Origin of the sequence: Providencia sp. PROV174 (genome assembly GCF_028480685.1) — a bacterium.
Classification (GTDB): domain Bacteria; phylum Pseudomonadota; class Gammaproteobacteria; order Enterobacterales; family Enterobacteriaceae; genus Providencia; species Providencia rettgeri.
In genome coordinates this window covers 149,653-162,056 of the sequence record NZ_JAMPOT010000007.1, presented here as the reverse complement: position 1 = coordinate 162,056, position 12,404 = coordinate 149,653, and the positions used below count along the sequence as shown (strand labels likewise).

The following is a 12,404-nucleotide window of genomic DNA, read 5'->3' as shown; positions in this document are numbered from 1 at the left end:
ATTTAAAAGGAGGGTATATCCCTCTTTTTCCTTACTTCTCGACCCATTGTTATATATAAATTAATATTTCGATAGTTAATAAAAATCAAACTAATTTATGTTCTGATTAATGAAAAACCCTTATAAATTAAATAAATACATTCATCTTATCAGGGATAACATTGATGTAAGTCATGTAACTCAACAGAAACTTTTTTTAACATATAAAACAAGAAAGTAATGTTGTTATTTACATATAGGCAATGTCAATGCATAAAAATAAAATAAATACTCAATTTGGAGAACTGAGCAGGAGGGAGTTTATACAAACCTCTGCAACCGTTGCGGGTGTCGCTGCTGTTGCTGGCTCAATCACTCTTCCTTTTGCTGCTCAAGCAAAAACACCAGCAATCATGCCTGACGAAGTCAGTGAAAAAATTAGCTATAGCGCATGCTTAGTAAACTGTGGTAGCCGTTGTCCATTAAAAGTTCATGTGAAAGATGGTGTTATCAGCCGTATTTCCAATGAAACGATGTATGACGACTCAACATTAGGTGAACACCAAATCCGTCCATGTTTACGTGGTCGTTCAGTGCGTTGGAAAACCTACAACCCAGACCGTTTAAAATACCCAATGGTTCGCGTTGGTAAACGTGGTGAAGGTAAATTTAAAAAGATTTCATGGGATGAGGCGATAACCATTATCGCCGAAAAACTGAAGTATACTATTGATAAATATGGAAGTGATGCCATTTATTACCAATATGGCTCAGGTTCAACAGGCGCAAACTTACACGGCCGTGCCGCTTGTAAACGTTTATTAAGCTTAACCGGCGGTTTCTTGGGTGATTATGGCACATATTCATATGCTCAATTAATGGAAATAACACCTTACGTATATGGTAGCGTAGAAGAATCCTATTTATCTGAAATCCAAAATTCTGACTTAGTCGTTATGTTTGGCCACAACCTTGCTGAAACACGTATGTCTGGTGGCGGTCAATTTTACGAAACTCTCAATGCGTTAGATAAAAGCAAAGCAAAAGTTATTATCATTGACCCGCGTCGCACCGATAGCGTCACAACCCTTGGTGCAGAATGGATCCCAATTTATCCAGGAACTGATGCGGCATTAGTTGCGGCTCTCGGCTACGTCATGATCGAAGAACAGCTGACTGATGAAGAATTTCTGAAAAATTATTGTGTCGGCTGGGATGAATCGACCTTACCTGCTTCTGCACCGCGCAATGCATCATATAAAGATTATATTTTAGGTAATGGCCCGGATGGTATCGCTAAAACACCTGAGTGGGCGAGCAAATTAACCGGTATCTCAGTCGCACGTATTAAGCAACTTGCACGTGAAATCGGCAATGCAAATAGAGCATGGATCTCACAAGGCTGGGGCTTACAACGCACAGAAAATGGCGAGCAAGCTTGTCGCTCCATTATGATGTTACCTCTGATGTCCGGCAATATTGGTCGTGCTGGAACAAATACTGGGCTGTGGGGAAATAGCTATGCTTACCCTGTCGCAGGTTTTGCTTTACCTAACCCAGTAAAAGCCTTGATTCCGACTTATATGTGGTCAGAAGCAATTGTTCGCGGGAAAGAATTAACCGCAGAAAATGGTGGTATTAAAGGTGTTGATAAACTAAACAACGACATCAAGTTTATGTGGTGTTACTCCAGTAATGTCATTGGTAACCAACATGGCGATTTAAATAAAACGCATGAAATACTTGCGGATGAATCAAAATGTGAATTTATTTTAGTGTGGGATAACCATGATACCCCATCCGCAAAATATGCAGATTTATTATTACCGGATGTCACAACGGTTGAAACTAACGATTTAATCAATAATTCCTATGCAAGTGGTGCGTATCACTATTTAGTTCGCCTACAAAATGCGATTGAGCCACTGTGGGAAAACCGCCCTAACTATGATGTTTTAGCCGAAATTGCTGAAAAAATGGGCGTAAAAGAGCAATTTACCGAAGGCCGTACCTACGCTGAATGGATTGAGTTCTGTTATAACAAAACACGTGAAAAAATGCCGCATTTACCTGAGTTCAGTGAAACCGACGGTGCAGGTATTATCGATCGTAAGTTCCTAAACAGCTCAGAAAATATTGCATTGAAGAAATTTCGTGATGATCCAATCAATAACCCATTGAAAACACCGTCTGGTAAAGTGGAAATCTATTCAGAACAACTGGCTGAGCGTGTTAAAAATTGGGAGTTACCAGAAGGCCAGCGTATTCCTGCCATTCCTGAGTATTGCTTCAATAAAGAAGGTGTTGAAGCCCAAGCAAGCCAACAAAAGCATCCGCTATTAATGACGGGCTTTCATGATAAAGGCCATGTGCATTCATCATATTACAATGTTGCTATGCTCCGTGAAGCCATTCCACATCAATTTTGGCTCAACCCAATCGATGCTCAGCAACGCGGCTTGAACAATGGTGATATGGCTGAAATATTTAATGATCGTGGTCGTATTCAAATTAAAGTGAAAGTAACAGAGCGTGTATTACCTGGTGTTATCGCCGTTCCACAAGGTGCATGGCGTACTCTCAATGATGATGGGCTAGATGTCGGTGGTTGTATCAATACATTAACCTCGCATGTCCCTTCGCCATTGGCTAAAGGTACCCCACAACATACTAACCTTGTTGAAGTTAAACGCGCTTAAGGAGTTGAATGATGAAACAATATGGCTTTTACTTTGACTCCACAAAATGCACTGGCTGTAAAACGTGTCAAGTCAGTTGTAAGGATGAAAAAGATTTAGATTTAGGTCCAAAATTCCGTCGAGTCTACGAGTTTGGAGGCGGTAGTTGGCAAAAACAAGATGGTATTTGGCAACAAAACGTCTTTAATTACTATCTTTCTATTTCATGTAACCATTGCTCAAACCCGACTTGTGTCGCAGGTTGCCCAACTGGTGCAATGCATAAACGTGAAGAAGATGGTTTAGTCGTGGTTGACCAATCTATTTGTGTTGGTTGTCGTTATTGTGAGTTGCGCTGCCCGTATGGCGCACCACAATTTGATGAGAAGAAAAAACTGATGAGTAAATGCGACGGCTGTTATGAGCGTGTCGCAAAAGGGATGAAGCCTGTTTGTGTTGAATCTTGCCCGCAGCGTGCTTTAGATTTTGATGATATTAATGTTCTTCGTGAATTACACGGCACAGAGTGTGGTATTGCGCCAATGCCAGACCCAAGCCTGACGAACCCAAATATTGTTATCAAACCACATAAAGACGCGAAGCCATTTGGCGATAAAAGTGGCGAATTAAAGAACCCTGCGGAGGTATAAGATGCATGAATTACCACTCGTTTTTTTCACCGTCTTAGGACAGTCAGCTGCTGGGCTTTTCTTACTCGCTTATATCAGCCGTAGAATGGGTTCTATTGACGATAAACAGTTAAAAACTGCCAATATCGTAGCCTTTATTATTATGATAATAGGTTTAGGTATTGGTGGGTTGCACGTTGGCCAACCACTACGCTTTTTTAATATGCTATTGGGTGTAGGCCGTTCGCCAATGAGTAATGAAGCGTTCTTGAGTGGCGTTTTTGTTGGATGCGCTGCTGCAACGTTATTTTTTACTTTGTTTTTCAAACATACGTTATTACGTGAACTAGCTAATATTGCCGCGGTAGTGTCAGGACTTGCATTTGTTTGGTCAATACCTCAGGTATACAACATCGCCACTATTGCTAACTGGAACACCGGTTACACCACGCTACAAATGTGGATGACAATGTTAGTCGGAGGCGGTGCACTCGCCATTGCAATCGGTGCTCGTGGCCTAGGTATTGCTTCATTCTTAATGGGTACTTTCGCTATTTTTGCTAGCCGTGCTGGTTACCAAGCTTTCTTAACCGAAACTGGTCCAGCTCTTAGCAACGAACAAACTGGCTTCTGGGGCTTCCAAGTCGTTGTCTTAGCCATTGCTTTAGCTGCATTCGTTGGTATGGCGTTAAAGCACCGCGCGCCAAAAGCGACATTAGCGACTTGTGCTGCCGCAGTATTATTAGCTGAACTTGCTGGCCGTATCGCATTCTATAATCTGTGGCAAATCACCATGTAACCCTTTGTTGTTGCTGTGTTAAGATGACCTATCAAAGAACTCCTTTTGGGGTTCTTTGTTTAGAAACCCAACACCACCCTGCATCAATATAACTGCAGGAAATTAGATAATGATGTCATGCTTAGCACAAAATAAGACGGATAAAATAATATGATTGACACTACAATGATCCGCATCCTTGGTGCGTTTTTCTACTACCCTCCGCAATCGGATACTTTACGCAACGTCTACCCTGTCTTGGGTGAAATACCACAATTACATTCTTGGGAAAACCCTGAGCACATTCAGGCTATTTGTACTTTGTTGTCAAAAATACAACCTGATGATATTGCGTATGATTATTCAATTTTATTCGAAGGACAAGGCAGTATGCCTGCTCCGCCATGGGGCTCAGTGTATTTAGAACATGATAATACGGTTATGGGTGAGTCAACATCGGCTTATCGCCATTTCTTGCAAACGAAAGGCTTAGTCACTGATACAGGGCTACGGGAACCAGAAGACCAATTTGGCTTAATGATGATGGCCGTTTCTGCTTTAGCGGAACAAAAGGACGACAGCGCCATTATTACTTTATTTGAACAATATTTATTGCCTTGGGCATACCGCTATTTAGAGTTAGTGCAGCAAAGCAAAACAGAGACTGCTTTTTACCCTACCCTTGCACAACTCACTGAAATTTATCTTAAATCACTTCAATTGGAATTAGCGTTATCTCCAGTCAATACTGAATTATTCCGCTAAATAAAAGACTAAACCAAATGAGTTTATTAAACAAAATATGGGCTCATTTGGTTTCAACCTAAAAAGAAGAGTTTGGCTCTTGTAAAAATGCAATTTCTTCTTGTGTCGATGGACGGCCTAAAATTTCATTACGGTGCGGATAGCGGCCAAATTTATCAATAATCGCTTTATGTCGCATTTCAAAATCTAATGTGCCGTCGTCACCCAGCATGCGAAATAGCTCAACTGCCTGTAAATGAATAAAACTCGATTCAGAGTGCATAAATGGCATTAGAACAAACTTGCGCTGTGATAATGTCAGGAGATTATAATCATGTTGCTTAATCGCCTCTTGTGCTAATGCTAAAGCCATTGTGTCTTGGGCAAAAGACCTTGGCGTATCACGCCATAAATTACGTGAAAACTGGTCTAGAACAATAATTTCTGCTAAGCGTCCACGAATAGATGCCCGCCAATAAGCTAATTCTCCCTTAGCTGCACGTTCGCAAATATGCGCAAACCGTTGTGCTATCGTCAAATCAAATTTAGCGCTTTTTTCAAACCATTGTTTTGGTGTCGATTCCTCAAACCAAAATGAAAGCACTTCTTCCATGGCATTCATGATTTATTCCTATCTATTTTCTTATTAGTGGTTGTCATAATCCTAGTTAAAAATAGCCTTAATTGACAGGCTTGAGCTCTAATATCGGTTAATTGCAGATAATTATTTTGTTTTTTGCGATCTAACACCAAAAAAACACTCATTATCGACAAGGTAATTTTAACAATATTCCGCGTTATTTATTATTAAATCATTTATTTTCTATTTATAATAATTCACAACTTTTTAATTTATAAAGATTTGCTTTTTAGTGTGCATGAGAGAATTCATCATGCCTAAATACATACATTTGGTTAACTCAATGTTAGAATTTAACCTATAATGCGTATGTGAATTAGATAGTTACTTACAGTCATTACTTTCAGCGGTTCATATTGGTTCTTATTAAGGAAGGCAATGTAAATGGCAGGACATATGGTACTCATTGGTTGGGCATTATGGGTTAGCCCTTGTGGCACAGATTCATGTGATGCGTTACCAGTGACTGAAACTATTTTTACACAAGAACAATGTATTAGCCGAAAAAACTACCTAGAATCCAAGCGACCGAACCTCTATTTTCTCTGTGGTGAGGTTTATCGCGATAGCAATGAGATGACCGCTGAAGAGAAACATGCCATACCCGCACCGCATCTCCCTCTCAGAACATTGCCAGAAAGGCTTTCCCGTTAGTTTGAGCTAACGCCTTTAGCTCAAACTAAACAGGCTCCAAATTAAATAATTTCAGCTATCGGGCTATCTGCTTCAACAAAATCCCCTTTAATAGCTCCGTGTTTCAATGTTCCGGCTCGGTGTGCAACAATTTGCACTTCCATTTTCATTGCTTCCATTACACCGATTACATCCCCTTTTGAAACATTATTTCCCTGAGGGATCAGCCAATTAAATAATATCCCAGAGATGGGGGCATTGACCGCATCAGGATTGTGAACTTTCTGAGGCGCAGAATGGGCTGCTACGGAGTTATTACCTGAAAAACGAGAAAACAATTGAGTGGGTAAACCTAACTCGCAACGCTTTCCATCGATTTCAATGAAAGTCCGTGTTATCTCAGGATCCGATAATGGAATTTGCCGTTTTGCCGGTGGAATTTCCACATTAAATTCCGTCTCTATCCAACGCGTATGTACACTAAAATTATCACAAAAATCAGCTTGTTCTATTACTGCACGGTGGAATGGTAAAACTGATGCAACGCCTTCAATAGTAAATTCAGCCAATGCACGGCGTGCACGCGAAATAGCTTGCTCTCGAGTACGACCCACCACAATTAATTTCGCCATTAACGAATCAAAAGTGCCCGGTATTGTTGTTCCAGCCATTACACCACTGTCAACACGCACTCCTGGCCCCGATGGTGCATCAAAAACGGTAATAGTGCCGGGGGTCGGTAAAAACCCGTTTCCAGCATCTTCAGCATTAATACGAAATTCAAAAGCATGCCCTCGTGGGATCGGCATCTCCTTAATACTTAAAGGTAAGCCTTCTGCAATTCGTAACTGCTCAATTACTAAGTCAATACCTGCGGTTTCCTCTGTGACTGGGTGCTCAACTTGTAAGCGCGTGTTCACTTCTAGAAATGACAGTGTTCCATCTTGGCTTAACAAAAATTCAACGGTTCCTGCTCCAACATAACCTGCTTTACGGCAAATATCGGTAGAGGCTTGAATAATTTGTTGTTGTTGGCTTTCGGATAAAAAAGGCGCTGGCGACTCTTCGACCAGTTTTTGATTACGACGCTGCAATGAACAGTCACGAGTTCCCACTACCAGCACATTGCCATGCGTATCCGCAATAACTTGTGCTTCAATGTGCCGAGGGTTGTGTAAGAATTGTTCAATAAAGCATTCACCACGGCCAAATGCCGCGGTCGCTTCACGTACAGCCGAATGATAAAGTTCTTCAACTTCATGGAGTTTCCAAGCGACTTTTAACCCTCTACCTCCACCACCAAACGCAGCCTTAATGGCAATAGGTAAACCATGTTGATGGGCAAATTCGAGGACTTCCTGTGCGCTATTCACCGGGTCTTTTGTGCCAACCACTAGCGGTGCGCCGACCTGCATTGCAATATGACGAGCCTGAACCTTATCTCCTAATATATCAATACTGTTTGCGCTAGGCCCAATCCAGATTAACCCGGCGGCTTCAACTGCACGTGCAAACTCAGCCCGTTCAGATAAAAAACCATATCCTGGATGCACCATCGTCGAACCCGATTGCTGAGCGAGACTAATCAGCTTTTCAATATTCAAATAGCTCTCTGTGGGGGAATTTCCTCCAAGCCCGTAGGCTTCATCCGCCATTTTGACGTGGAGTGCATCAATATCGCTATCCGCATAAACGGCAACAGACTGAAAACCGTAATCACGACATGCACGGATAATACGAACTGCGATTTCGCCTCGATTTGCAATCAATACTTTATGGTTTTTGTTATTATTCATGTTCATAAGCACAATGGCTCCCTTGCAATGCTTTAAATTCACCGAGTGGATTAAAACGTATTTTGGCATTCACCGGGATTTGCCCTGCTAAATCCAAATGGTATTCACATACCGCGCCAATAACGGGATAACCGCCAGTTAAAGGGTGGTCGTTGAGAAACAAAACGGGCTGGCCATTTGCTGGCACTTGAATTGCCCCAATGCAAGTCCCTTCACTCGGTAGCTCCTGTAATTGTTCACGCTCTAACGGTTTTTCACTCAATAAGCGCAGGCCTATACGGTTTGATGACGCAGTGACTTGCCATAATTGATTCGTTAGTTGCTCAACGGCTTGTTTTGTAAACCAATCCGTTCGAGGTCCCAATACCACATCCAAAACCACTACGTCGCTTTCAGCGGGATAATCAAAAGCAGGTGTTTCAAACAATGAAACAGCTAATGGAGACGAATGAGTATTAACCGTTAATGTTTGACCTGCTGCAATTGGGGCTGGACCAACTTGCGCTAATGTATCAAACGAGCAACTTGATAAAATAGGTTCTATATTAAAACCACCCCGCACAGCAAAATAGCTACGTACACCTTTGTTTGGGCGGCTTAATTTAATAGTATCGCCTTTTACTAAATGAATTGGTTGATATGTATTTACTTGATATTGTTCGTGTTCTGCCGTGATAACGTCAATAACACAAGGCGCGCCAGTCACGGCAACAATGAGATCTTTGTGCGCTTGAGCCTTAAACCCACCTTGTGTTATCTCTAAAACAGCGGTGTCTGATTCATTTCCCACAATACGGTTTGCACTACGCAATGCCGATTTATCCATACTGCCTGATTCTGAAATACCTAATGCCGATTGGCCAATACGCCCTAAATCTTGAAATAAAACCTGTAACCCCGTCGCTAAAACAGTTAAATCCGCAGTGGCACTCTCAGATTTAGTTTCAATTTCTACTTTAATTGGCAAGCTATAGCTAATCTGGCTTTTCGCTGCATCGACAAAGTTGACCCGCGTTCCTGCCTGAATTAACGCAGGTTCTGGTCGATTGATATCCCACATTAATAGCTCTGTCACACCAATCAACTGCCATCCGCCAGGGCTAGCTTGTGGATAGACACTGCTAAACTCTCCCGCTAATGCAACAGAACCCGCAGGAATACGCACCCTTGGTGATTGACGCCTTGGAACATTCAAATTAGCGCCTTTCGAAACCATGTAACCAAAACCTGGGGCAAAACCGCTAAATGCAACCTGAAATTCATTTTCTGTATGACGACGTATAACTTCAGCGGTGGATATACCTAAATGCAATGCAACATCGGATAAATCCTCCCCATTATAATGAACAGGGATAGTGACCAATTTGCTGGCCTTACCGACGATCCTTGACACATCCCTAAACGAAATCTTTTCAACCAAATCATTTACATCAATCTTGATCGGGTTATAGCGAATTAAAATCGTCCTTGCTGCTGGCGTAATTTCGTCAATCCCATAAATTGGCATTTCTGTTAAGGAATCAGTCAATGCCATTGTTTGTTCAAGACTTTCTAACTCCACCATAAAGGCACTTAAATTGACGGGTAAAAATCTCAATTGGCACCTCTATATATGATATGCGGCATCAGGTACATCCGTAATAAACATGTAACCAGGTGCATGGCTTAATGCGAAGGGAACCCCTGATTTCATCACTGCAGCTTGGGGCGTTACGCCACAAGCCCAAAAAACGGGAATTTCGCCCTCTTCGATGCGAACCGCATCACCGAAGTCAGGTTGCATAATGTCAACAATACCTAATTGTTCTGGTGCACCAATATGAACAGGCGTGCCATGCACTGCAGGAAACCTGCCAGTAATACTCACGGCATCCGCCACTCGATTTGCAGGTATTGGTCGCATTGAAACTACTAGCTCCCCCTGTAAACGCCCTGCTGGGCGACAAAGGCGATTGGTTTTATACATCGGAACATTGGATTTATCGGTGATATGCCGTACATCAATACCGGCTTCAATCATTGGTGTTTCGAAAGTAAAACTGCAACCAATTAAAAAAGTCACTAAATCAGGATGTTGCTGATAAATCGCTGTCGCATCCGTAATTTCAGTGGTTAACTGACCATTTTCCCACACACGGTAACGTGGAATATCAGTACGTAAATCAGCACCTTCAGCCAAAACAGTTTGCCAACTCCCTGCTTCGCATACATCCAAAACAGGGCAGCTCTTTGGATTACGCTGAGCATATAATAAAAAGTCAAATGCCCAATCACGTGGCAATGCAATCATATTGGCTTGAGTCATACCCGGTGCAAGGCCTGCGGTTGGTTTGTCATACCCCTCGCGGATAGCAAGGCGTGCAAGACGAGCGGCTTCAATGGCCTGCAGTGATGCCTTCATTAGCTGTGTCATTCGCGGTCTCCTTTATGAGCAAAACCATAAATTTCAATACCTTGTTTCTCTAGTATGCTACGCACCTGTTTTGCCATTTCAAGAGCGCCAGGGCTATCGCCATGAACACAAATTGACCCCGCGTCAACAGGTGTAAATTTTCCATCAATTGACATCACACCGCCCTCCATGACTAGTTGTAACATGCGGTCTGCGACTATCTGTGGGTCATGTAATACAGAGCCGGCTAATTTTCGAGATACTAATGTGCCATCGCTGTTATAAGCTCGATCAGCAAAAGCTTCTGCGACGACATTTAAACCACACTCTCTCGCCCACTCAATTAATGGAGATCCCGCTAATGCGACTAATATCAGCTGCTTATCAATGGCTAATATCGCATCAATCACCGCCATTGCTTGGCGTTGGTCATGGGCAATCGTGTTATACAGTGCGCCATGGGGTTTAACATATAAAACTTGTGTCCCTGCTGCGGTTGCTAACCCTTGTAATGCACCAATTTGATAAATCACGTCCGCTGTTAATTCATTTGATGCAATATCCATATTACGTCGACCAAATCCCACTAAGTCGGGATATCCAACATGAGCACCAACAGCGACACCATTTTCCTTGGCTGCTTTAAGGGTTTTTAATATCCCTTCTGGCGAGCCCGCATGAAAACCGCAGGCAATATTGGCACTACTAACAACAGGAAGAATGGCGGTATCGTTCCCCATTTCCCATTGCCCAAAACTCTCCCCAAGGTCGCTATTTAAATCAATTTGCTTTCTCATGGCTTCTCCTTGAGTTATTTCAGATAATTAAAGATTGCACCGACAGACATTGCGCCCATATACCAAGTGAGTGCACACGTCACAACACCAGACCATAATAGCCAACGTGGATAATGGTAACCTGACATTAAATCTGAGCGTTTCCAGCCGATATAAACAAATAAAGTTAAACCAATAGGTAAAATTAGCCCATTGAAGCCACCGGCAAAAACCAATAATGCCGCAGGGGCTGTTCCCATAAATAAATAGACAATCAGAGAAACTGCAATGAATATGATAGTTGCGACATTACGTTGCCTTTCTGTGATAGAAGACTTAAATGCCGTTAAGAAGCTCATTGAGGTATACGCCGCACCAATCACACTGGTGAGTGCTGCAGCCCATAGAATTAAACCGAAGATACGTAAACCAAAATTACCCGCAGCTGCCTGAAATGCTTGCGATGCCGGGTTAGCTGCATGTCCAGAAATATCAATAGTCACACCACTTGCCACTACACCTAAGATAGCCAAAAATAAAATGTAGCGCATCAAGCCAACAACTAAGATACCTTTTGTCGCAGCGCTAGAAACAACTTTAATGTTTTCAATACCTACTGCGCCTTTATCCAATAAACGATGAGCGCCTGCATAACAGATATACCCCCCAACAGTGCCCCCAACAATGGTGGTTATCATGGCAAAATCAACCGTGTCAGGTAGTACGCTTTGGCGTAATGCCTCACCAACAGGCGGATTTGATGCAATAGCGACAAATAACGTTAAGCCAATCATCACTACACCTAATCCAATAATTAACCTATCAATAAATGTGCTGGCCTTACGGGAGGAAAAAATATAAATGGCTAATAGTGCGCTAATCAAACCACCCCATTTCGGGTCTAAGCCAACTAAGGCATTAAGCCCTAACCCTGCGCCTGCAATATTGCCAATATTAAAGATTAACCCGCCAAAAATAACTAATATAGCAAGTAAATAACCACTCCCAGGAATTGTAGCATTTGCAATTTCGGATGAGTGCATTTTAGTCAGGGTAACAACCCGCCATATGTTCTGCTGAACAATGAAGTCAATCACAATAGACGCTAATATCCCGAAGGCAAAAGCGGCTCCTAATGTCACGGTAAAAGTAGCCGTTTGTGTGATAAACCCAGGCCCGATGGCAGAGGTTGCCATTAAAAAAATTGCGCTTATCAGTGATGAACGGCGGCTTTTCACATATTCAGCCGTAGTTGGTGCACTTTCTTGAGCGGCCATGTGCATACTCCTCTAATAGTTATTGTTTTAATTATTGATGTAGTTGTTGATGTCACAATCACTAAGGCAATTATCGTGCCAT

General features: G+C 42.3%; 11 protein-coding genes. 5 read left to right on the top strand and 6 right to left on the bottom strand.

Features of this window, described 5'->3' with window-relative positions; translation table 11 throughout:
* The first annotated feature begins 248 nt into the window (after positions 1-248).
* The 4 genes from PSE60_RS04340 (at position 249) to PSE60_RS04325 (ending at position 4,829) form a co-directional block, all read left to right on the top strand.
* The gene (locus tag PSE60_RS04340) at positions 249-2,678 is read left to right on the top strand and encodes a DMSO/selenate family reductase complex A subunit (RefSeq protein ID WP_272664658.1); all 2,430 of its coding nucleotides are present in this window, start codon (positions 249-251) and stop codon (positions 2,676-2,678) included.
* 11 nt (positions 2,679-2,689) lie between these two features.
* On the top strand, positions 2,690-3,307 hold the full coding sequence (locus tag PSE60_RS04335; RefSeq protein ID WP_110731999.1) for a DMSO/selenate family reductase complex B subunit: 618 nt from the start codon (positions 2,690-2,692) through the stop codon (positions 3,305-3,307).
* A 1-nt stretch (position 3,308) separates the two neighbouring features.
* Entirely contained in the window at positions 3,309-4,085 is a 777-nt protein-coding gene (locus tag PSE60_RS04330) for a dimethyl sulfoxide reductase anchor subunit family protein (protein ID WP_210839766.1), read from the top strand.
* 150 nt (positions 4,086-4,235) lie between these two features.
* The gene (locus PSE60_RS04325) at positions 4,236-4,829 is read left to right on the top strand and encodes a TorD/DmsD family molecular chaperone (protein WP_272664657.1); all 594 of its coding nucleotides are present in this window, start codon (positions 4,236-4,238) and stop codon (positions 4,827-4,829) included.
* 58 nt (positions 4,830-4,887) lie between these two features.
* Here the strand turns inward: PSE60_RS04325 and PSE60_RS04320 are convergent, their stop codons facing one another.
* Positions 4,888-5,430, bottom strand: a complete 543-nt coding sequence (locus PSE60_RS04320; RefSeq protein WP_272664656.1) for a DUF924 family protein — start codon at positions 5,428-5,430, stop codon at positions 4,888-4,890.
* 402 nt (positions 5,431-5,832) lie between these two features.
* Between PSE60_RS04320 and PSE60_RS04315 the strand changes: the two genes are divergently transcribed.
* Complete coding sequence (locus tag PSE60_RS04315; RefSeq protein ID WP_210839778.1) at positions 5,833-6,102, top strand: hypothetical protein; 270 nt, start codon at positions 5,833-5,835, stop codon at positions 6,100-6,102.
* Between the two features lie 41 nt (positions 6,103-6,143).
* Here PSE60_RS04315 and PSE60_RS04310 read toward each other — a convergent pair whose 3' ends face one another.
* The 5 genes from PSE60_RS04310 to PSE60_RS04290 are packed head-to-tail and all read right to left on the bottom strand — an operon-like array spanning position 6,144 to position 12,322.
* On the bottom strand, positions 6,144-7,883 hold the full coding sequence (locus tag PSE60_RS04310) for an acetyl/propionyl/methylcrotonyl-CoA carboxylase subunit alpha (protein WP_272664655.1): 1,740 nt from the start codon (positions 7,881-7,883) through the stop codon (positions 6,144-6,146).
* Positions 7,870-9,474, bottom strand: a complete 1,605-nt coding sequence (locus tag PSE60_RS04305; protein WP_272664654.1) for a 5-oxoprolinase/urea amidolyase family protein — start codon at positions 9,472-9,474, stop codon at positions 7,870-7,872. Before PSE60_RS04305 ends, PSE60_RS04310 begins: the two co-directional genes overlap by 14 nt.
* Before the next feature lie 9 nt (positions 9,475-9,483).
* On the bottom strand, positions 9,484-10,290 hold the full coding sequence (locus PSE60_RS04300; RefSeq protein WP_272664653.1) for a putative hydro-lyase: 807 nt from the start codon (positions 10,288-10,290) through the stop codon (positions 9,484-9,486).
* Entirely contained in the window at positions 10,287-11,066 is a 780-nt protein-coding gene (locus tag PSE60_RS04295; protein WP_272664652.1) for a LamB/YcsF family protein, read from the bottom strand. The genes PSE60_RS04300 and PSE60_RS04295 overlap by 4 nt, the downstream gene beginning before the upstream one ends.
* A gap of 14 nt (positions 11,067-11,080) precedes the next feature.
* Positions 11,081-12,322, bottom strand: a complete 1,242-nt coding sequence (locus tag PSE60_RS04290) for an NRAMP family divalent metal transporter (protein ID WP_004912166.1) — start codon at positions 12,320-12,322, stop codon at positions 11,081-11,083.
* Positions 12,323-12,404 lie beyond the last annotated feature (82 nt).

Coding starts and splice junctions, on each gene's coding strand:
- PSE60_RS04340 (WP_272664658.1), top strand. CDS start 249: ATGCATAAAAATAAAATAAATACTCAATTTGGAGAACTGAGCAGGAGG.
- PSE60_RS04335 (WP_110731999.1), top strand. CDS start 2,690: ATGAAACAATATGGCTTTTACTTTGACTCCACAAAATGCACTGGCTGT.
- PSE60_RS04330 (WP_210839766.1), top strand. CDS start 3,309: ATGCATGAATTACCACTCGTTTTTTTCACCGTCTTAGGACAGTCAGCT.
- PSE60_RS04325 (WP_272664657.1), top strand. CDS start 4,236: ATGATTGACACTACAATGATCCGCATCCTTGGTGCGTTTTTCTACTAC.
- PSE60_RS04320 (WP_272664656.1), bottom strand. CDS start 5,430: ATGAATGCCATGGAAGAAGTGCTTTCATTTTGGTTTGAGGAATCGACA.
- PSE60_RS04315 (WP_210839778.1), top strand. CDS start 5,833: ATGGCAGGACATATGGTACTCATTGGTTGGGCATTATGGGTTAGCCCT.
- PSE60_RS04310 (WP_272664655.1), bottom strand. CDS start 7,883: ATGAACATGAATAATAACAAAAACCATAAAGTATTGATTGCAAATCGA.
- PSE60_RS04300 (WP_272664653.1), bottom strand. CDS start 10,290: ATGACACAGCTAATGAAGGCATCACTGCAGGCCATTGAAGCCGCTCGT.
- PSE60_RS04295 (WP_272664652.1), bottom strand. CDS start 11,066: ATGAGAAAGCAAATTGATTTAAATAGCGACCTTGGGGAGAGTTTTGGG.
- PSE60_RS04290 (WP_004912166.1), bottom strand. CDS start 12,322: ATGGCCGCTCAAGAAAGTGCACCAACTACGGCTGAATATGTGAAAAGC.